This window comes from Gordonia sp. DT219 (genome assembly GCF_049847065.1).
Taxonomy (GTDB): Bacteria; Actinomycetota; Actinomycetes; order Mycobacteriales; family Mycobacteriaceae; genus Gordonia.
In genome coordinates, this window is record NZ_JBNCNR010000010.1 from 31,662 (window position 1) to 50,093 (window position 18,432).

Genomic DNA, 18,432 nt, shown 5'->3' on the forward strand with positions numbered 1-18,432 from the left:
TCTTCTCCTTGTCGATGTACTGGGAATGGGGGGGCGCGGTCAGGCCGACAACGCGTTGCCCGGCGTTCCGTCCTGGGGGGCGTGGGCCGCGGCCTGACGGTGTAGATGTTGCAGCGTCGGCGTGTTGGTCTCGAGTGCGTTGAGGAGGCTCTCGACCTGCGCCATGTGATTGCACAGTCCCTTGGCGCGGATCTTGCCGTGCTCGTCGAGGATCACACCGAACGGCGTGGTGCCGACCTGGTAGGCGATACCCACGTCGCGGCCGTCGACATAACTCAGCTCCTCACCGATGCGGGTGCCGGAGAGGAACGCGGCATGCTCTTCGGGTGTGCCGTCGGAGATGATGACGATGTCGAGGCCCTCACCCTCGCCCTTGGCCATCGCCTTCACTCCGGGAAGGAGTGACTTGCACGTGGTGCACGTGGGGGCGGTGAACAGCAAGAGCTGCGGGCGCGACCGATGCCCGCCGACGCTGACCAACCGCCCGAGGTGATCGGTCAGACCACGAAACGATGGTCCCGCCTGATCGATCTTGGGGCCGGTGTCCATCATTCGCGCTCCCAGCGGGCCGAGACGGACCTGGATACGCCCCACTTCTCTTGCCAGGCCGAGGATCACGAGCATTGTGGCGATCGCGGCGAGAAACAGTATGACCACCATGGTGACCAGGAATGTCGTCATCGTGTGGCTCCTTTCGATTGTCGATTCAGTACTCGGTGGCGACTGGCGCGGGACTCAGTAACGGCTTGCGCGGGCTGCGGCCCGCGAGGCGATCGCCGCGTTGGTCAGATAGGTGTCGACGCCACGGCGGCCGAAGGTCATGACCGTCCGCGCATACAGCACGACGGTGACGAGCGCGACCACCAGCACACCGATCGCTGCGCCGGCGAACCGGTCGGCGGCCGGCGCGGCGGGCGCCCACATGCTCACCACCGACAGCGCGGCGAACGTGCCAGCGCGTAACGCATGACCCCATCCGATGTGCGGAACCTCCTCTGCACCATGGGAAAAGGCGAAGCATCCACAGTCGAGATCGCGGCGCCCCCGCGCCAGATTGATCACCAGCCCGACAGTGAAGACCGCGAACAGTGCCGCCGCGGCGGCCCCGGCGATCTCCGGCACGACGCCGACGATCAGGGCTGCACCGAGTACGAGCTCGACCCACGGAAGGGTGCGCCCGACGAGCCGCGCCTCGGCATCGGGAAGGATCTGGTACCCGCGTACCGCCCGGATCACGCGATCGGTGTCGGTGAGCTTCGGGACGCCGGCGACGAGCAGGATCATTCCGACCACCCCCGCGACAACTGCCAAGACCATCACTTGTTCTCCTCTCGAATTTCCGCGACTATCGAATTTCACAATCCCGGATTCGTAATCCCGGATTGCGTAACCGTGGATTCGGTGACCTTTCGCGGCCGCCGAGAAGAAGCCTGACGCGTGATCAAGTCACCGACGGGTCGCGCCGGTTACGCGTGAGCGCGCTGTGATCGGTGGGGTCGGAGAACAAGTACGGCCAGGTCAACGAGCTTTCAGGTGCTGGGGGTGTGACCGCGACCACGATTGCGCCCCACGGCAATTCGCGTTTTGGGGTCGCATTCTCATTTGGTATTCGCCGGGTGTTCACACGCGTAATACCGCCGCAACAGTGCTGTCCTATCGTTCCCGACGTTCAACTCGTCGACATCACCGAGAGTTCCGAGATCGGAGGTTCTGACATGCACGTGAATGCGCTGCAGTCCGCGTTGGTGCGCGCCCGTTTCGCCGGGGCGCCCGCGCAGACAGTGCGTTCTCCACTGTCTGCGCTGGGCCGTCGGCAACTCACGCAGTCCGATCTCATCGGACAATCGATGTCGACGATGGCGCCGGCCACCGGCATGGTGTTCATCGCGCAGGCGATGTCGGGCGCGAACGCGGGACCGACAGGGCTGGTGGCGATTCTCGCCGCAACCGCGGTGATGACGCTCGTCGCGTTGTGCGTCCGGCAGTTCACCATGCGGTTGGCGGCCTCGGGATCGCTCTACAGCTTCATCGCACACGGCATGCCGAAACCGATCGCACTGACCGCGGGTGCCGCGTTGCTCACCGGGTATGTGGTGATGACGATCTCGGTGTCCAACAACGCAGGCCACGACATCGTGAACATGGCCGCGATGTCGGGCCTGGATCTGCCCGCCGGGATGTGGTTCGTCGCGTGCGCGGTGGTGGTGATCGTCTGCGCGGCGGTCGCGATCGGCGGCGTACGGTCGGCCACACGCATCATTCTTGCCATCGAGTTGTGCACGGTCTCCACGATCGCGGTGCTGCTCCTGCTGACGCCCGGTCATCCCACAGCCGGACCGCATCTCGACACCCCGGTGAGTTTCGGGGTCTTCATGGTCTGTCAGGTCGTGTTGAGTTTGGCCGGATTCGAATCGGCTGCATTCTTCGGCCCCGAGGCCGAACGCCAACTGCACACCGTCAGCCGCGCCGTCGTGGTCACACCCATCCTGACCGGGGCGCTGTTCATCCTCGCCGGCTGGGCCGGGATGACCGGGCAGGCGACCACGCTCATCAACGCCTACTTCTACGGGACCACGTCAGGGGTGGGCGTGCCCATCGTCGTCGCGGTGCATCTCGGTGTGTGGTGTTCGTGGGCCGCATCGACGCTCGGCTTCATCCAGGCCGGTTCGCGGTTGCTGTTCTCGATGAGCGTCGAAGGTGTCGTCCCACGCTTCCTCGGGCCCGTCAATCAGCGCTTCCGCACCCCGGCCCCGGCAGTTGTCGCCTTTGCCGCCGCCGCCGCGATCGGGGCGGTGTGGTTTCGCCCCGGGGAGCCGGGCAGCAACTTCGAGGTGCTGCTCGACGTTGCCTGGGTCCTGGGATACGTGTTGGTGGCAGTTGCGGCCCTGGTGTTCCTGCGGCGTATCGGCGAACACACCGCGCGAACTCTGGCGACCTGCGTCCTGAGCATCGGCGCCGGAACCGCGTTCGCGGTCTTCACCGTCATCGACGGACTTCGGCACGGCAACGTCATGTTCCTGGCATGGTCGCTCCTGCTGGGCATCTCGGGATGCATCTGGTACCTGGTACTGCGACGGTTCCGGCCCGACCGCCTGGCGTCCATCGGCGTGTTCGACAGCGTCGAGACCGCCGACCTGTTGCCCGGGTCGGCCATCTTGCGCACCGACGAGCAGGGCCGCCCGGTACTCGTGGCCACCGGCTCCCGGTTGTGGTGAGGCGATGTCGCAGCGACCCGTGACCGTCGATTCCGGCTTCGGCGGACGGCAGCCGAAGTCGGTCCAGAACGCGTTCGCCATCCTGGAGGCCGTGGCATCGCTCGGGCCCGGTGTCGCTGCCCGCACGATCTCGCGTCACGTGCGGATCCCGGCCGCGACCACGTACCGGATACTGAATCTTCTGGTCGCCGACGGATATCTGGTGCGAACACCGGATCTGTCCGGATTTGCGCTGGGTCGGCGGACTGCCGAACTCGCCGGTGCCGCGGTACAGAGTCCGCAGACCTCGGCCGGCGACGTCCTCGAGGAGATGCGCGGACGCACTCGGCACGGCCTGTATCTGGCGAGTTTCCGCGATGCCGCGCTGCGGATCGTCGATCCCGATCCCGACCACGAGATGGTGCCGGTATCCACGATCGCCCGCAATCGGCACGCCCATGCGATCGGCAAACTGCAGCTCGCCTACGCGCCCGCGCTCGCCGACGATGCTCCGTTGCGCTCACTCACCGGACGTACGCTGTGCGATCGGCACGCACTGCGTGAGGAGCTGCACGGGATTGTGGTCAGCGAATTGTCCTTCGAGGACGAGGAATCCCGGATCGGCCGCGCCGCGCTGGCGGTTCCCATCCGCGGCAAGGGAACCCACGTCGTCGGCGGTCTCGTCGTCCAGGGCCTCGCCGGACGCGTCTCGCCCGCCAATCATGAGCTCGTGACGTTTCTTCGGGGCGGGGCGATGGACCTGCGCGGACTCATCTGAGCGCGGGCCGGTATGCGCGTGCAGCGGCCGGTGAGTGGTCGCGCGAGCCCGGTCAGCTGCCCCGATAGGTGGAGTAGGAGTAGGGACTCAGCAGCAGGGGCACATGGAAGTGGCGCTGCGGATCGTCGACCGTGAAGCAGATGTCGACCTCTGGATAGAACGCCCCGATATCGTTGTCGTCGAACCAGTTCCCGGTGTCGAACACCAGGTGGTAGATGCCAGGGACCAGTGCCTCGGTGTTCACCTGTCCGATGCGCCCGTCGGAATCGGTGGTGCCGGTGGCCAATTCGCCACCGGCGGCATCCTGTAGCGAGACATTCACCCCCACCGCGGGCGCGCCCGACACTGCATCGAGCACATGGGTGGACAAGCCGGTCATCGGAATCTGGCTCCTTCTTGCCGAGGCGGCGGGGTCAGTCGTCAACATACTCGACGGCCGGGGTGAGCATCCGCTCCAGCCGGCTTCGGTTGATCTTGCCCAGCTCCATCCGCATGACGCGGCGCTCGGTCTCGGGATCGTTGCGGATGCGTTCTTTGAGGATCGCCAGCAACTCGTCGGCGGGCCGTCCGTTGGCGAATACGAGATAGACGTGCCCGAACCGCTCGTCGTAGGCCCTGTTGAGTTCGCGCAGTTCTGCCAGGACCCCGGGATCGGCGCCGGCCACCCCGGACTGCTCGCGTTGTGAGGAGGCATTGTCGGCCCGGTCGCCGATGCGGGGATGGCCCGACAGGGCCTCGTCGAGGTCGTCCTCGGTGAGTTCGGCCAGGATGAGGTCGGCGTAGGAGAGCAGGGCCTCATCATCGGAGAAGGGCCGTGCGCCTGACACGCGCAGCGCCCAGATGGATGAGCTGCAGCACTCGTAGAGGGTGCTGATGGCCTGCCGTTCGGTCAGTTCGTTGAAGCTGGGCAATCCGCGCCAGTCGACTCGTCGCACCCCTGACAGCCTAGGAGAGTTCCGGCTGACGGCCGAATCGAACCGACGTCAGTGGGTTGGCATCGGCGACGAGATCGTCGAAACGGTAGTTGACGATCTTGGCGATCTCGATGAGCGCGAACGACTTCTCGGACGACTCCGAATTGTCCATGCGCGCCCACCCGCTGCGCAGCACGCGATCGTAGCGTTCGGTCTCGCGTGCACAGATCACCAACGGGAAGCCGAAGTGCTCGCGGTAGGCGGCAGCCAGATTCACCACGTTCTCGTGCTCGGTCTCCTCCAGATGCGACAGCCCCTTGTGGTCGATGGCCCGCAGCTCGCCGGTCTCCTCGTCCTCGGCGCCGAGATCGGGGAATGCCTGAATGAGGTCGAGCTGCTCGGTGTCGCTGCCGGTCAGCATGGCTTCCTGGAAAGCGCTACGGAGGTCGTGGACATCGGCGAACGGCCGTTGTTCCCACGCCCGGTCGAGTATCCAGTCCACGCCCTGCACGACCTCGCCGAAGGTGGCTCGGAATTCCTCCTTGCCCATCGTGTTGACCTCGTCGAGTGTGATCGAACCGCCGCCGGCGACCGCCGGTCCCTTGCTGCCGATGTGGAAGAACAGGATGTTCATCAGGATCGCGGTGATCGCCCCCATGGTGATACCCGTGGAGAACGGGATCTGCAGAATGCCGGGGACCGCCATGTCGACGCCGGGCAACTGGGGAACCTTCACCTCGGCGCCCTTGTCCAGGATGGTGGTCGGTGCCGACGATTGCGAGAACTGGACATAGAGCGCCACGGCGATCGAGGTCGCCGCGATGGACAGATTGCGGTGGTCGGTGAAGTCGACGGTGGTCAGGGTCTGGATGCCGACGATCGCCACCGTGGCGAACATGATGAGCGCGGCGCCGCCGAGGACGGGCGAGGGGATCGACCCGACGATGTTGGCGGTCTTGGGCAGCACACCCAGGATGATCATGATCACGCCGGCACAGGCCACGACGAAGCGGCTCTTGACGCCGGTCATGCGGACCAGACCGACGTTCTCGGAGAAGGCGGTGTACGGGAACGAGTTGAACCCACCGCCGATGACGGTCGCGATGCCGTCGGCGCGGATGGTTGCGGCGATGTCCTCCTTGCGGATTCGCTTGCCGACGATCTCGCCGGTGGCGAAGACCGAACCCGTCGACTCCACCGCGGTCACCAGGAGCACCACGATGAGCGAGACGATGGCGATCAGATCGAAACGCGGCCAACCGAAGGCGAACGGCGGGGTGAAGCCCACCCAGCTCGCCTCGGCGACCCGGTCGAAGTGTGCGTCACCGAAACACCATGCGATGAAGGTCATGACGCCGAGTCCGAGCAGGATCGAGATGGTCGCCCAGAAACCCCGGAAGAACCGCTGCATCAACACGATCAGGGCGATGGTGCAGATGCAGTAGACGACCCACCGGCCGTTTCCGGCGTCGTGTGCGCTGGTCGCGCTGTTCGGATCGGTCACGGCGTCGCCGGCGCCGACCGGGATGAGGCTGATGCCGATGATCGTGATGACGGTGCCGGTGACCACCGGCGGGAAGAACCGGATCAGCTTCGCGAAGAACGGGGCGATCAGGAAGGTGAACACGCCCGCGGAGATGACCGCGCCGTAGACCGTGAGCAGACCCACGCGCCCGCCACCGTGGTCGTTGGCGACCTTGATGACCGGGGCGAGGGTGGCGAAGGTGATGCCCTGCAGCAGGGGCAGCCGGACACCGATCTTCCAGATACCCACCGACTGCAACAACGAGGCGATGCCGCAGGTGAACAGGTCGGCGGTGATGAGCATCGTGAGCGCCTTGTCATCGAGCCCGATGGCATTGGCGATCAGCAGGGGAACGAGCACCGCGCCGGCGTAGAAGGCGACGACGTGCTGGAAGCCGAGGGTGACGAGCCGGCCGAACGGCGGAACCTGATCGACCGGGTGTGTGCGCTTGCGTCTGCGTGGCCCGGCGGTGGCCGGAACCGAATCCGTGGACATCGTCATCCTCCTGCGATGGTGTTCGTGAGGCTGCGATTCGGCGGTGGTTTTCCGCCGCCCGCTCGCAGCAGGTAAATAGTGGACCCACATGAGCAAAGAGGCGAGGCGAGTGATCGTATATTTCGGAGATGTAAAGCCGATTTCGGGCGCGGATCGGTCGTCCTCGGTGCATGGTGCGGCGACCACCCGGCGGCACGTGCCGGTGCGGGGTGAAAGGCGGGCGTGATGGTGGTGGGTGCGGTGTTGGCCGCTGGTGCGGGCACCCGATTCGGGATGCCGAAAATCCTTGCCGAACAAGGGCTCTGGCTACACCGGGCGGTCGACGCGCTGCGCGTGGGTGGCTGTGACGAGGTGCTGGTCGCGATGGGCGCGGCGATCGTCGAGCCGCCGGCCGGGGCGACGGCGATCGTCGTCGCCGACTGGGCCGTGGGCCTTTCGGCAAGCGTGCGTGCGGTGCTCGACAGTCCGCCGGTCGGCCACGACCCGGCCGGTGTGGTTTTACATGTTGTTGACATGCCGGATGTCGGCGAAGCGGTGATTGCGCGAATCGTGGCTACTGCCGCGCGCGATCCGGGCCGAATCGTGCGTGCGGTCTACGGTGGCCGGCCGGGTCATCCGGTCTACCTCGGCCGCGATCACTTCGCGGGCGTGCGGGCCCGGCTCGACGGCGATGTCGGTGCGGCGCCGTACCTGCGGGCACATGCGGGCATCGTCGAGTCCGTCGAATGCGGCGACCTCGCCTCGGGCCTCGACCGGGACGAGCCGTAGCACGGCGAGGCGGACGGCTCAGTCGACCTCAATGGTCGGCAGCGCATCCACCAGCTCTGCGGCCACATCGAGATCCAGAGCGCCACAAGCGAACCGGGTCACCGGGCCAACGGCCGCCGCGATCGCGTCGTGATGGCCGGGCCGGTGGCGGCCGACGGGTGTGGCGGCACCGTCCTCGGGTACGAGCCCGATGACGGCCAGCAGTTCGCCGGTCGTCGGTTCACACACCGCCCAGGTGAACGCCGACTCCGCCAGCCAGGCCCGGTCGGTGGCGGCGACATAACCGGCGGGGTCGGCGACCCCGAGTTCGGACAACGCCGGGACGTCGGTGATCCGGTCGTCGGCGCGCAGGCCGCGCAGGTACCACGTCCCGGCGTTGATCTCGACAGGTTGCATCCTGCTGCGGTCGGCCGGGCTACTTGAGTTCGAGCAGCACGGTGCCCTGGGTGACGGCCGCGCCGGCTTCGATGCTCAGGCCGGTGACCACGCCGTCCTTGTGGGCGGTGACGGGATTCTCCATCTTCATCGCCTCGAGTACGACCACGAGCTCACCGGCGGTGACAGCCTGGCCCTCCTCCACGGCGACCTTGACCACGGTGCCCTGCATCGGGGCGGCGACCGCATCGCCGGAGGCGGCAGCGCCACCGCCCTTCTTGCGGGAGCGGGCCTTGGGCTTGCGGCGGATCACGCCGTTGGACGAGCCGCCACCGCCGAGTGCGAGGTCGCCGGGCAGCGCCACCTCGACGCGGCGTCCACCGACCTCCACGACCACCTTCTGGCGCGGTACGGCGTCATCGTCCTCGATCGGCCGGCCACCGGTATACGGCTCGATCGGGTTGTCCCAATCGGTCTCGATCCACTTGGTGTAGATGTCGAAGGTCTCGACGCCGTCCTCGCCCTGGTGGCCGATGAACGCCGGGTTGGACACGACGTGGCGGTGGAACGGCAGGACCGTCGCGAGACCCTCGACCTCGTATTCGGCCAGGGCCCGGCGGGCGCGCTCCAACGCCTGCTCACGGTTCTCGCCGACGACGATGAGCTTGGCCAGCATGGAATCGAACTGTCCACCGATCACATCGCCCTCGACCACGCCGGAATCCACGCGCACACCCGGTCCGGAGGGCTCGTGGTACTTGGTGATCGGGCCGGGCGCGGGCAGGAAGTTGCGGCCCGGATCCTCGCCGTTGATGCGGAACTCGAAGGCGTGCCCACGCGGCACGGGATCTTCGGAGAACTCCAGCTTCTCGCCGTTGGCGATGCGGAACTGTGCACGTACGAGGTCGATGCCCGCGGTCTCCTCGGTGACCGGGTGCTCCACCTGCAGTCGGGTGTTGACCTCGAGGAACGAGACCAGGCCGTCGTGGCCGACGAGGAACTCCACGGTGCCCGCGCCGTAGTAGCCGGCCTCACGGCAGATGGCCTTGGCCGAGCTGTGGATGCGTTCACGCTGCTCGTCGGTCAAAAACGGTGCGGGAGCCTCCTCGACGAGTTTCTGGAAGCGGCGCTGCAGCGAGCAGTCGCGGGTGCCTGCGACCACGACGTTGCCGTGCTGGTCGGCGATCACCTGGGCCTCGACGTGGCGGGCCTTGTCGAGATAGCGCTCGACGAAGCACTCGCCGCGGCCGAAGGCAGCGACGGCCTCACGGGTGGCCGACTCGAACAGGTGGGGGATCTCCTCGATGGTGTAGGCGACCTTCATGCCGCGTCCGCCACCGCCGAAGGCGGCCTTGATCGCGACCGGCACGCCGTACTCCTGGGCGAAGGCGACGACCTCGTCGGCGTTCTTGGCCGGGTCCTTGGTGCCGGGGGCCATCGGGGCGTCGGCCTTGAGCGCGATGTGGCGGGCGGTGACCTTGTCGCCGAGGTCGCGGATCGACTGCGGGGACGGACCGATCCAGATCAGCCCGGCATCGAGGACGGCCTGGGCGAAGTCGGCGTTCTCCGAGAGGAAGCCATAGCCGGGGTGGATGGCGTCGGCGCCGGAGCGGGCGGCGGCGTCGAGGATCTTGTCGAATACCAGGTACGACTCGGCAGAGGTCTGACCACCGAGCGCGAAGGCCTCATCGGCGAGTTTCACGAACAGTGCGTCGGCGTCGGGCTCGGCGTACACGGCGACGCTGGGAAGTCCGGCGTCGCGGGCGGCACGGATGACGCGTACCGCGATCTCGCCGCGGTTGGCGATGAGGACCTTGCTGATACTGGGCACTGTTGTTCTCCTGGGCCATACATCGAGGTGCGCCGCGACGCGGGACGCAGCACACACGGTGTTCGTCGGCGACCGTGTGGGCCACCGAGGGTCTAACCTGCCGACCGCCTCAATGGTCTCGCGGGCGACGACGCGTACGTTTGTGGAGTCTAGGTCCGTCCTCATCCACAGCTGCTGTGAGGGGACCGGAGACCGCCCGGCAGGCGTGGTTCCGGGCTTCACCCTAACCCACCGATCAATCGCTCGGTGGAGGCGCCCGTCACATCTGCGAGTTGAATGTGCTGTCGTTCGCCAGCTCGTGTACCAGCTCGGCGAGCGCGTGCAGCAATCGGGGGACCGGGCCGGCCGCATCGAGCGGATCGGACCCGATACTGCTCGGCTGTGGTTCGGTCACCGCGGTGACCTGCGGCGTCGGTGGGAACCGCGCGGAGTACCGCAGGCCCGACGGAGTGCGGTTGATCCAGATGAGGACCTCGTCGGGCGAGTAGGAGTGACTGCGCAACACGGTGGCGTGGCCGGCATCGGCCTCGGCGGCCCCGGGCGCGTAGCGGGTATCGATGAAGGAGATCACGAATCGCGGCTCCCCGCGGTAACCGATCAACTCGGCGACCCGCAGGAATGCCAGCGATGCGCCCTGCCGGGAGCGTTTGAGTTCGGCGGTCGCGCGGGCAACGGTCTGATCGAAGGTCGGCGACGCGGTCATGTCGAGCCGGAACGGCGCGAGCGCGACGAACCAGCCCAGCGCTGTCAGCCACCGTGCCTCGTTGCGGGTGTGTCTCGGCAGGACACACCGGAACTCGGGATCGCCGGTGATGCGGTGGTGCACGATCGCGAACGCCGCGAGCACGCCCGCCGTCAGCGAACCGCCCGCCTCCGAGCACACCGCGGTGAAGCGGTTGGCGGTGGCGTCGTCGGCGATCAGCCCCGACACCGACTGCTGGGGGGCCGGTACCTCGCCGACATCACCAGCGGTGGCCGCCGGCGTGGTGTCGGCCGCGGCCGGAGTGGCCAATGCCGTCGGCATGTCGCCGGGTCCGGCCTGCAGGAAATCTCGCCAGGTGCCGACCGCTGGATGATCGGCACCGGTCTGGTCGGCCTGCCGGCGCTCGGCGGCACTGAAATCGACGTAACTGCCGACCTCGGGCAGCGCGAGCTCGGTGTGGTCACGTGCGGCGCGGTAGATCGCCGTGAGTTCGTGCTGCGCCATGATCAGCGAGTAGCCGTCGACGAGCGAATGATCGGCCGCGAAGAGCAGCGTGAACGATGACTCCCGGCCGACGGTGGCGAACACGTACGCCGGCCAGTGCAGTGGGGCGGTCGCCCGATCGAAGTAGCCGGCGATCTGCTCGACGAGCGGCCCGGACTCGTTGTACCAACCGATCCGGCCCATCCGCAGCTTCACGGTGCCCGGTGCGGTGGTGAGGCGGGCGAGCCCGTCGTGCTTGATGACGACATGGCTGCGCAGCACCTCATGACGGTCGATCCAGAGCCGCAACGTGGCGCGTAGCGCCGGGATCGAGAGCGGCTCGTCGAACTGGATCTCCAGGCCCAGCCACGATTCGCGGCCGCCTTCGCGGCGGGTACGGATGCGATAGTCGAACGCCGAACGTAGGTGTTGTTCGTGATTGTGGGAGGTCAACCGCGAGTCGCGGTCCCAACTCCCCAGTCCGCCCGGCACATACGGCGTCCACTCGACGAGGCCGCCCGGTTCGACCGGCTCTTCGAGGATCTGGATGAACTTCATCCGGGCGAGCCGGCCGTACCCGTCTGACGACGAACCTGCGCCTTGATGCGTCCGAGCATGCCGGCCATACCGCGTAGCCGTAGTGGGCTCACGGCCTTGTCGAGGCCGAGATCGTGGTAGAAGTCGCCGGGCACATCGAGGATCGTCTGCGCCGGCGCCCCGTCGAGACCCTGGTGCAGGATCGACGCGAATCCGCGGGTGGTCGGCGCCTCCCGCGGCGCGCTGAAATAGAGCTGCACCGCGGCGGGATCGACGGCATCGACCGACAGGAACACCGGGGACTGACACTCCGGCACCGGTTCCATGGCCTCGGTGACCAGCTCGGCGGGCAACTCCGGCAGCTCCCCGGCGAACTCGAGAAGCAGCGTGATCTTGTCCGAATCACCAAGCGCCGCAAAGTCGTCGACGATCTCGGCGAGTGCGCGGGGCAGACTCATGAGCCGGGAGGGGGATCGCCCGGCTCGTCGCCGACCGAGATCGGGGCCCGTACCGCGTTACCCCACTCGGTCCAGGAGCCGTCGTAGTTGCGGACCCGATCGAACCCCAGCAGATACGTCAGGACGAACCAGGTGTGGCTCGAACGCTCGCCGATGCGGCAGTACGCGATCGTCGCGGTGTGCGGGTCGAGGTCGCCGTAGATCTCGTCGAGTTCGGCGCGGCTGCGGAAGCGGCCGTCCGATGCCGCGGCCTTGGCCCACGGAATGGAGCGGGCGGTGGGGATGTGTCCGCCGCGCAGCGCCCCCTCCTGTGGGTAGTCGGGCATGTGGGTGCGTTCGCCGGTGTACTCCTGCGGCGACCGGACGTCGATGAGCGGCTCGGTGCCCAGCGCGCCGCGGATCTCGGCGGCGAATGCGCGAATGCGGGAGTCGTCGCGCTCGACGACCGGATAGTCCGACCGTGGGTACTCGGGCACGTCGAAGGAGGTGTCGCGATCCTCCGACATCCATGCATCGCGGCCGCCGTCGAGCAGCCGGACGTCCGCATGCCCGAACAGGGTGAACACCCACATGGCGTACGCAGCCCACCAGTTGCTCTTGTCCCCATAGATGACGACGGTGTCGTCGCGCTCGATTCCCTTGCTGCGCATCAGTTCTGCGAACTGCTCACCGTTGATGTAGTCGCGGGTCACCGGATCGTTGAGATGCAGATGCCAGTCGATTTTCTGCGCGGTCGGGATGTGCCCGATGTCGTAGAGGAGGACGTCCTCGTCACTCTCGACGATCTTGAGTCCGTTGGCACCGAGATGCGCCGACAGCCATTGCGTGCTGACGAGCCGTTCGGGATGGGCATAGCCGGCGAACTTTGGGTTCGGGTCGGTCTCGACGCTCAACTGAAGAACCCCTCTCAGGGTGACGATCCGGTGGGTGCGTCCGTGCAGACACATCGGCGAGAACCCGCGAGGCTCCCGGTGAAAGCCTACCCAGTCAGCGTGCGCCGCGCGTGCACAAGGCGGGTCATTCAGGTGATGACCTGTTGGGGCGTATCGGGCTCCGATGTTGCTAAGTTCCTCGCATGATCGGACCCGGGGTGCGGCCCACCCGCCATGGAATGCGTGCGGTGACAGTGCTCGTCGTCGCGTCCGCGATGTTGTTCCTCGCCGCGTGTTCGTCGGGCACCGACACCTCGTCCTCGCCGACACCGGGTATTGCGACCTCCGGTACGCAGCCCTCCGGGCGCACCCCCTCGTCGACCGTGCCGAGTTCGTCGCCGACGGCGACCGGGGCGGTGCCCGGCCGGTGTACCGAGAACTCCTGCCCGAGCCTGCCGGTGCCGACGTCGCAACTGATGGCAGGCCACATCACCAAGGCGAACGCACCCCAGAAGGTGTCCGGCTATCTCAGCTCGGTGCTCGACGATCTGGACGGCACCTGGGGGCCGTGGTTCGAGAAGCTGGGATGGGGCAATCCCGAACCGGGACGCGTGCTCGTCGAAGACGGTCGATCATTCCACTCCGCGTGCAAGGACTCCGACGGTCCGATCGTGGTCGCCTCCGACACCCCCAACGCGTTCTTCTGTGGCCTGGACAAGGGCCGCGACGGAGCCGGTCAGCGGGTCGAGGGCTCGGTGATCCTGCCGGTCGATGCCTTCGTCGGGATCTGGACCGGTACGTTCCTGGTCGCCGGGCCGCTGGATTCGATCAGCGGGTTCCAGGGTGAGTTCACCGCGGCTACCGTCGTTGCACACGAGTACGGACATGCCGTCGTCGACCGCATCCTGCAGGCGGGTCACCTGCCGGCCACGAGTGAGCCGACCGGGGAGAACGCCGAACTCATCGCCGACTGCCTCGCGGGGAACTGGGCGGCGACGGTGTTGCGGCGCGATGAGCTGTCCGTCAAGGACATCGTGCAGGCGGTGGCGCTGATCCAGAAGATCGGCGACCCCGAACCCGGACAGGGGCACGGCACCTCGACCCAGCGGATCTCGGCGATCACACTCGGCTTCTTCGGTCACTCGCTGACCCAGGGCCAGGGCCAGGGACAGCCGATCGGGTGCCTGAGCAAGTACTGGCCGGAGGTCTTCGGCTCCTAGGCCCGTGGACCGTGGGGTGATCGCGCCGGCCCTCGGTGATCGCGTCGGCGCTCGCTAGTGCGCGGCGCCGGTGCCGGCCCACAGGTCGGCGACCCCGATCCCGACCTGGCGCAGCAACCGGCGGACGGTGGGCAATCCGATGCCGATCACCGAGGAGGGATCGCCGTCGACGGCGTCGACGAACCAGCCGCCGAGCCCGTCGAGGGTGAAGCCGCCCGCCACTTCCAACGGTTCGCCGGTGGCGACGTACGACTCGATCTCGGCGTCGTCGAGGTCGGCGAAATCGATTGTCGCCGAGGATGTCTCACTGGCGGAGCCGACGACCTCGAGGCCTTTGACGAGCACCAGGCGATGGCCGGTGAGCAATTGCGCCGAGTGGCCGCGGACCTCGCGCCACTGCGCGACCGCGACCTCGGGGGTGTGCGGCTTGCCGCTGAGCGAACCACGGAAGAGCAGCATCGAATCGCACGCCAAGATCACCGTGTCCGGTGGCGACTCCGCCTGTGCCTCGACGCGCTCGGACAGCAGGGTGGCGACCACCGCATCGGCCTTGGCCATCGCGAGGCGCGCGACGACGTCGGCCGGGGGAGCCCCGGTCAGATCGTCGAGGAGAGCGTCCTCGTCGACGTCGGAGACAAGCACACGCGGGTTCAGCCCACCGTGCCGCAGCACCGATAGCCGGGCCGCCGAAGCCGACCCGAGGACGACCTCGCAGTGGCGTGCGGTGGAGGGGCTCACCTGCGTCAGTATCGCAAATTGGTGAAGGAGCCCGGCCCGCCCCATTGCGGACGCAGCCGATCGACCGGGCTGCCCCAGTGGTCGCGCAGTGCCGGATCGCCGTCGCCGGCGCTCGCCGATGATGCCGTCGCAAGGACGGCGACCAGCGCGGCGACCTCCTCGTCGGTCGGGTTGCCGCTGACCACGGTGAGGAAGGGCTTCACCGGGTTCTCCGCGCCGCTCACAGCGGGATGTTCCCGTGCTTCTTGGGCGGCATCGTGACCATCTTGCGCTCGAGCAGCCGCAGTGCGGTGGCGATCTGGCCGCGGGTGTGACTAGGCGGGATGACGGCGTCGACGTAGCCGCGCTCGGCCGCCACATACGGGTTCACCAACGTGTCCTCGTATTCCTGCTGCAGCTCCAGGCGCAGCGCGGCGACGTCCTCGCCGCTTGCCTCGGCGTCCTTCAAGCGGCTGCGGTAGACGAATCCGACCGCACCTGACGCGCCCATCACCGCGATCTGCGCGGTCGGCCATGCGAGGTTGACGTCGGCGCCCATGTGCTTGGACCCCATGACGTCGTAGGCGCCGCCGTAGGCCTTGCGGGTGATGATCGTGATCTTGCCGACGGTGGCCTCGCCGTAGGCGTAGAGCAGCTTCGCGCCGCGGCGGATGATGCCGTTGAACTCCTGATCGGTGCCCGGCAGAAAGCCCGGTACGTCGACGAGGGTGACGATCGGGATGTTGAAGGCGTCGCAGGTGCGCACGAAGCGCGCGGCCTTCTCCGAGGCGTTGATGTCGAGGCAGCCGGCGAACTGTGTCGGCTGATTGGCGACGATTCCGACGCTGCGTCCGTCGACCCGGCCGAACCCGACGATGATGTTGGTCGCCCGTTCCGCCTGGACCTCGAGGAACTCGTCGTCGTCGAGAATCCGGCGGATGACCTCGTGCATGTCGTAGGGCTGATTCGGCGAATCCGGGATCAGCGTGTCGAGTTCGAGGTCCTCGTCGGTGAGGCTGTCGGCGATGGAACCGGTGACCGGCGCTGCCACGGGCAGGCGCGGCGCCTCGGCGCGGTTGTTGCTGGGCAGGTAGCCCAGCAAGTCCTTGACGTAGTCGAGGGCGTCCTCCTCGTCGGAGGCAACGTAGTGGGCCACACCGGATTTGGTCATGTGCGTGGTGGCACCGCCGAGATCCTCCATGGTGACGTCCTCGCCGGTGACGGTCTTGATGACATCGGGTCCGGTGACGAACATCTGGCTGGTTCCGTCGACCATCACGACAAAGTCGGTGAGGGCGGGGGAGTAGACGTGGCCGCCGGCCGCGGCGCCCATGATCAGAGAGATCTGCGGGATGACACCCGAGGCGCGGACGTTGCGGTGAAAGATCTCGCCGTAGAGACCGAGGGAGACCACACCCTCCTGGATGCGTGCGCCGGCCCCCTCGTTGATGCCGACCAGCGGTCGCCCGGTCTTGATCGCCAGGTCCATCACCTTGACGATCTTCTCGCCGTACACCTCGCCGAGGCTGCCACCGAACACGGTGGCGTCCTGGGAGAAGACGCAGATCTCGCGACCGTCGATGGTGCCGTAACCGGTGACGACGCCGTCGCCGAGCGGGCGGCGCTCGGCCAACCCGAAATTGGTGCTGCGGTGGCGGGCCAGTGCGTCGAGTTCGACGAACGAGCCCTCGTCGAGCAGATGGGTGATGCGTTCGCGGGCGGTCAGTTTGCCCTTCGAGTGGATCTTCTCCACTGCGGCCTCGCCCACCGGGTGCTGGGTTTCATCGAGGCGTTGACGCAGATCGGCGAGTTTTCCGGCCGTGGTGTGGATGTCTGGCGCGGCGCCGGACTCGGACGAAGCAGTGGTCATGAACCTCGATGCTAGCGAGACCGATGTGAGCCACGTCAACCGGCCCAAAGTGAGAAGACCTCATGTTTCCGAGTGATCGGTCGGCGACCCGCGGTGATCTGTCCGCGGTGATCGCGGCCGCAGTCGTAGGCTCACTGGTCATGACCCCCGATGCGACACACCCGGTCCCGACGAATCCGATTTCTGGTCTGCGGGAGGCGATCGAGGCCCGCGGGGCCGAACTGGCCGGCACCATCTGGCGGCATGTGGAGGTGGTGGACTCCACCGGATCGACCAATGCCGACCTCGCCGCACGTGCCGAGGACCCCGACATCGTGGGCACGGTGCGCATCACCACCGATCAGACCGCGGGTCGCGGGCGCCGTTCGCGGATCTGGTCGGCGCCCCCGGGTGCCCAGCTGGCCCTCTCGGCGGTGCTGCCGGTGGGCGAGAGCGCCGCGAAGCTCGGCTGGTTGTCGCTGGCGACCGGGCTGGCGACCGCGACCGCGGTGTACCGGCACACCGGGGTGCGCCCGGCGCTCAAATGGCCCAACGACGTCCTGATCGCCGAACGCAAGATCGCCGGCATCCTCGCCGAGTACGTGTCCGCGCCCGGCGGGGGCATCGTCATCGTGGGGACCGGCATCAACACCAACCTGAGGACCGACGAGTTACCGGTGCCCACGGCGACGAGCCTGCGCATCGAGGGCGGTGAACCACTGGCCGCGCCGGATCTGGCCGCCCTGGCGATCGAATACCTGCGCGCGTTGTCCGAGCAGGGCTGGCCCGATCACCTCGACACGATCGCCGCCGCCTACCGGGAGCACTGCGACACCCTGGGCCGGCGCGTTCGCCTGATCCTGCCGGGCGACACCGAGATCATCGGGCAGGCCGTCGACATCGACGACGATGGCCGCATCGTCATCGAACAGGATGGGGGACAACGCTTTCCGGCCGCAGCCGGAGACGTCGTGCATCTTCGGCCGCTCGCGGATCGAGGTTGAGCGGCCTGAGGTTGAGCGGATGGAGGTTCAGCGGGTGCCGGTGCGGCACTTGTGGCCCATCGCCGGTACCAGTGAAAAGATCGGCAGCCCGATCACCAGGTGCATCACCGCAGTGCCGAGGCCGACCGAGAACTGTGCCGAGAGCACCAGCGGGATGATGACCGCCGCGGCGATCAGCAGGCCGACGATCCAGCGGAAGAACTGATCGGGCGACGGCGTGATGATCTGCAGCACGTACCAGAGGGCGCCGGCGGCCAGGGCGGCGAGGAATCCGACCACGGCGAACCAGTATTCGTCCTGGGCGACCGGATTCCACACACCGAACTTGCCCGCCGCGTTCACGCGGTCGACGATCGCCCGGATGATCCACGCGACCAGCCAGGCGGCGAGCCCGGTGACCACACCGGTCATCACGATGCCGCCGACGTACATCCCGACATGGATGTCGGGCCCGATGCGCTTGCGAGGCGCCGGGGCGGGCTGCGGGTGTCCGCCGGCTTGCGAGTACTGCGGTTGGGGGTACGCGGTCGGGTCCGGCGCACCGCGGTAGGCCGGCTCCTGTTGGCTGTAGGCGCGTGACTCGGGCGCGTCGTATCCGGGCTCGTACTTGGCCGTGCGGGGATCGCGGGGATCCCGGGGATCGCGATAGCTCATGGGAGGCTCCTGAACCTGCGGCGCCGTGGGGCACCGTGTGGTCGGGTCTTGTGCG

The 18,432-nt window shown here is 67.4% G+C and carries 19 protein-coding genes; 5 read left to right on the forward strand and 14 right to left on the reverse strand.

The features are described 5' to 3' along the window. Window positions 1-39: 39 nt before the first annotated feature. On the reverse strand, window positions 40-681 hold the full coding sequence (locus tag ACPXB3_RS13455) for a redoxin domain-containing protein (protein WP_425705462.1): 642 nt from the start codon (window positions 679-681) through the stop codon (window positions 40-42). A gap of 54 nt (window positions 682-735) precedes the next feature. Then, complete coding sequence (locus ACPXB3_RS13460) at window positions 736-1,317, reverse strand: MauE/DoxX family redox-associated membrane protein (protein WP_425705463.1); 582 nt, start codon at window positions 1,315-1,317, stop codon at window positions 736-738. A 398-nt stretch (window positions 1,318-1,715) separates the two neighbouring features. Here ACPXB3_RS13460 and ACPXB3_RS13465 point away from each other — a divergent pair, with 398 nt between their 5' ends. After that, entirely contained in the window at window positions 1,716-3,215 is a 1,500-nt protein-coding gene (locus ACPXB3_RS13465) for an APC family permease (protein WP_425705464.1), read from the forward strand. 4 nt (window positions 3,216-3,219) lie between these two features. Continuing rightward, window positions 3,220-3,972 (forward strand): IclR family transcriptional regulator, encoded by a 753-nt coding sequence (locus ACPXB3_RS13470; RefSeq protein ID WP_425705465.1) that lies wholly within the window; start codon window positions 3,220-3,222, stop codon window positions 3,970-3,972. 52 nt (window positions 3,973-4,024) lie between these two features. On the opposite strand, the gene uraH is transcribed toward ACPXB3_RS13470, so the two are convergent. The 3 genes from uraH to ACPXB3_RS13485 are packed head-to-tail and all read right to left on the reverse strand — an operon-like array spanning window position 4,025 to window position 6,906. Further along, complete coding sequence (gene uraH / locus ACPXB3_RS13475; RefSeq protein WP_425705466.1) at window positions 4,025-4,351, reverse strand: hydroxyisourate hydrolase; 327 nt, start codon at window positions 4,349-4,351, stop codon at window positions 4,025-4,027. Between the two features lie 34 nt (window positions 4,352-4,385). After that, a complete protein-coding gene (gene uraD, locus ACPXB3_RS13480) occupies window positions 4,386-4,907 on the reverse strand; it encodes a 2-oxo-4-hydroxy-4-carboxy-5-ureidoimidazoline decarboxylase (protein WP_425727904.1) in 522 nt (173 codons plus the stop codon). A gap of 10 nt (window positions 4,908-4,917) precedes the next feature. Further along, window positions 4,918-6,906, reverse strand: a complete 1,989-nt coding sequence (locus ACPXB3_RS13485) for a solute carrier family 23 protein (RefSeq protein ID WP_425705468.1) — start codon at window positions 6,904-6,906, stop codon at window positions 4,918-4,920. A 225-nt stretch (window positions 6,907-7,131) separates the two neighbouring features. Here ACPXB3_RS13485 and ACPXB3_RS13490 point away from each other — a divergent pair, with 225 nt between their 5' ends. Continuing rightward, on the forward strand, window positions 7,132-7,674 hold the full coding sequence (locus ACPXB3_RS13490) for a nucleotidyltransferase family protein (RefSeq protein ID WP_425727906.1): 543 nt from the start codon (window positions 7,132-7,134) through the stop codon (window positions 7,672-7,674). Window positions 7,675-7,692: 18 nt separating this feature from the next. Here ACPXB3_RS13490 and ACPXB3_RS13495 read toward each other — a convergent pair whose 3' ends face one another. The 5 genes from ACPXB3_RS13495 to ACPXB3_RS13515 form a co-directional block, all read right to left on the reverse strand. Next, complete coding sequence (locus ACPXB3_RS13495) at window positions 7,693-8,070, reverse strand: hypothetical protein (RefSeq protein ID WP_425705470.1); 378 nt, start codon at window positions 8,068-8,070, stop codon at window positions 7,693-7,695. A gap of 19 nt (window positions 8,071-8,089) precedes the next feature. Continuing rightward, window positions 8,090-9,880 carry an acetyl/propionyl/methylcrotonyl-CoA carboxylase subunit alpha gene (locus ACPXB3_RS13500; protein ID WP_425705471.1) on the reverse strand — a complete coding sequence of 597 codons (1,791 nt, stop codon included), beginning with the start codon at window positions 9,878-9,880 and terminating at the stop codon, window positions 8,090-8,092. 259 nt (window positions 9,881-10,139) lie between these two features. Beyond that, window positions 10,140-11,624 carry a condensation domain-containing protein gene (locus ACPXB3_RS13505; protein WP_425705472.1) on the reverse strand — a complete coding sequence of 495 codons (1,485 nt, stop codon included), beginning with the start codon at window positions 11,622-11,624 and terminating at the stop codon, window positions 10,140-10,142. After that, window positions 11,621-12,061 (reverse strand): SufE family protein, encoded by a 441-nt coding sequence (locus ACPXB3_RS13510; protein WP_425705473.1) that lies wholly within the window; start codon window positions 12,059-12,061, stop codon window positions 11,621-11,623. The genes ACPXB3_RS13505 and ACPXB3_RS13510 overlap by 4 nt, the downstream gene beginning before the upstream one ends. Further along, window positions 12,058-12,954 carry a sulfurtransferase gene (locus tag ACPXB3_RS13515; protein ID WP_425705474.1) on the reverse strand — a complete coding sequence of 299 codons (897 nt, stop codon included), beginning with the start codon at window positions 12,952-12,954 and terminating at the stop codon, window positions 12,058-12,060. Before ACPXB3_RS13515 ends, ACPXB3_RS13510 begins: the two co-directional genes overlap by 4 nt. 182 nt (window positions 12,955-13,136) lie before the next feature. Here ACPXB3_RS13515 and ACPXB3_RS13520 point away from each other — a divergent pair, with 182 nt between their 5' ends. After that, complete coding sequence (locus ACPXB3_RS13520) at window positions 13,137-14,153, forward strand: neutral zinc metallopeptidase (RefSeq protein ID WP_425705475.1); 1,017 nt, start codon at window positions 13,137-13,139, stop codon at window positions 14,151-14,153. Between the two features lie 54 nt (window positions 14,154-14,207). Here the strand turns inward: ACPXB3_RS13520 and ACPXB3_RS13525 are convergent, their stop codons facing one another. The 3 genes from ACPXB3_RS13525 to ACPXB3_RS13535 are packed head-to-tail and all read right to left on the reverse strand — an operon-like array spanning window position 14,208 to window position 16,740. Continuing rightward, the gene (locus tag ACPXB3_RS13525; RefSeq protein WP_425705476.1) at window positions 14,208-14,891 is read right to left on the reverse strand and encodes a Maf family protein; all 684 of its coding nucleotides are present in this window, start codon (window positions 14,889-14,891) and stop codon (window positions 14,208-14,210) included. 5 nt (window positions 14,892-14,896) lie between these two features. After that, window positions 14,897-15,115 (reverse strand): acyl-CoA carboxylase subunit epsilon, encoded by a 219-nt coding sequence (locus ACPXB3_RS13530; RefSeq protein ID WP_425705477.1) that lies wholly within the window; start codon window positions 15,113-15,115, stop codon window positions 14,897-14,899. Further along, window positions 15,112-16,740, reverse strand: a complete 1,629-nt coding sequence (locus ACPXB3_RS13535; RefSeq protein ID WP_425727908.1) for an acyl-CoA carboxylase subunit beta — start codon at window positions 16,738-16,740, stop codon at window positions 15,112-15,114. Before ACPXB3_RS13535 ends, ACPXB3_RS13530 begins: the two co-directional genes overlap by 4 nt. 140 nt (window positions 16,741-16,880) lie before the next feature. Here ACPXB3_RS13535 and ACPXB3_RS13540 point away from each other — a divergent pair, with 140 nt between their 5' ends. Further along, window positions 16,881-17,723 (forward strand): biotin--[acetyl-CoA-carboxylase] ligase, encoded by an 843-nt coding sequence (locus ACPXB3_RS13540; RefSeq protein WP_425705479.1) that lies wholly within the window; start codon window positions 16,881-16,883, stop codon window positions 17,721-17,723. A 27-nt stretch (window positions 17,724-17,750) separates the two neighbouring features. Here the strand turns inward: ACPXB3_RS13540 and ACPXB3_RS13545 are convergent, their stop codons facing one another. Then, a complete protein-coding gene (locus ACPXB3_RS13545; RefSeq protein WP_425727910.1) occupies window positions 17,751-18,377 on the reverse strand; it encodes a hypothetical protein in 627 nt (208 codons plus the stop codon). Between the last annotated feature and the right edge of the window lie 55 nt (window positions 18,378-18,432).

Bases quoted from the DNA above. Each gene is read 5' to 3' on its own strand.
- ACPXB3_RS13465 (WP_425705464.1), top strand. From the start codon at position 1,716: ATGCACGTGAATGCGCTGCAGTCCGCGTTGGTGCGCGCCCGTTTCGCC.
- ACPXB3_RS13545 (WP_425727910.1), bottom strand. From the start codon at position 18,377: ATGAGCTATCGCGATCCCCGGGATCCCCGCGATCCCCGCACGGCCAAG.
- ACPXB3_RS13540 (WP_425705479.1), top strand. From the start codon at position 16,881: ATGACCCCCGATGCGACACACCCGGTCCCGACGAATCCGATTTCTGGT.
- ACPXB3_RS13520 (WP_425705475.1), top strand. From the start codon at position 13,137: ATGATCGGACCCGGGGTGCGGCCCACCCGCCATGGAATGCGTGCGGTG.
- uraH (WP_425705466.1), bottom strand. From the start codon at position 4,351: ATGACCGGCTTGTCCACCCATGTGCTCGATGCAGTGTCGGGCGCGCCC.
- ACPXB3_RS13535 (WP_425727908.1), bottom strand. From the start codon at position 16,740: ATGACCACTGCTTCGTCCGAGTCCGGCGCCGCGCCAGACATCCACACC.
- ACPXB3_RS13470 (WP_425705465.1), top strand. From the start codon at position 3,220: ATGTCGCAGCGACCCGTGACCGTCGATTCCGGCTTCGGCGGACGGCAG.
- ACPXB3_RS13510 (WP_425705473.1), bottom strand. From the start codon at position 12,061: ATGAGTCTGCCCCGCGCACTCGCCGAGATCGTCGACGACTTTGCGGCG.
- ACPXB3_RS13490 (WP_425727906.1), top strand. From the start codon at position 7,132: ATGGTGGTGGGTGCGGTGTTGGCCGCTGGTGCGGGCACCCGATTCGGG.
- ACPXB3_RS13455 (WP_425705462.1), bottom strand. From the start codon at position 681: ATGACGACATTCCTGGTCACCATGGTGGTCATACTGTTTCTCGCCGCG.
- ACPXB3_RS13485 (WP_425705468.1), bottom strand. From the start codon at position 6,906: ATGTCCACGGATTCGGTTCCGGCCACCGCCGGGCCACGCAGACGCAAG.
- ACPXB3_RS13495 (WP_425705470.1), bottom strand. From the start codon at position 8,070: ATGCAACCTGTCGAGATCAACGCCGGGACGTGGTACCTGCGCGGCCTG.
- ACPXB3_RS13505 (WP_425705472.1), bottom strand. From the start codon at position 11,624: ATGAAGTTCATCCAGATCCTCGAAGAGCCGGTCGAACCGGGCGGCCTC.
- ACPXB3_RS13460 (WP_425705463.1), bottom strand. From the start codon at position 1,317: ATGGTCTTGGCAGTTGTCGCGGGGGTGGTCGGAATGATCCTGCTCGTC.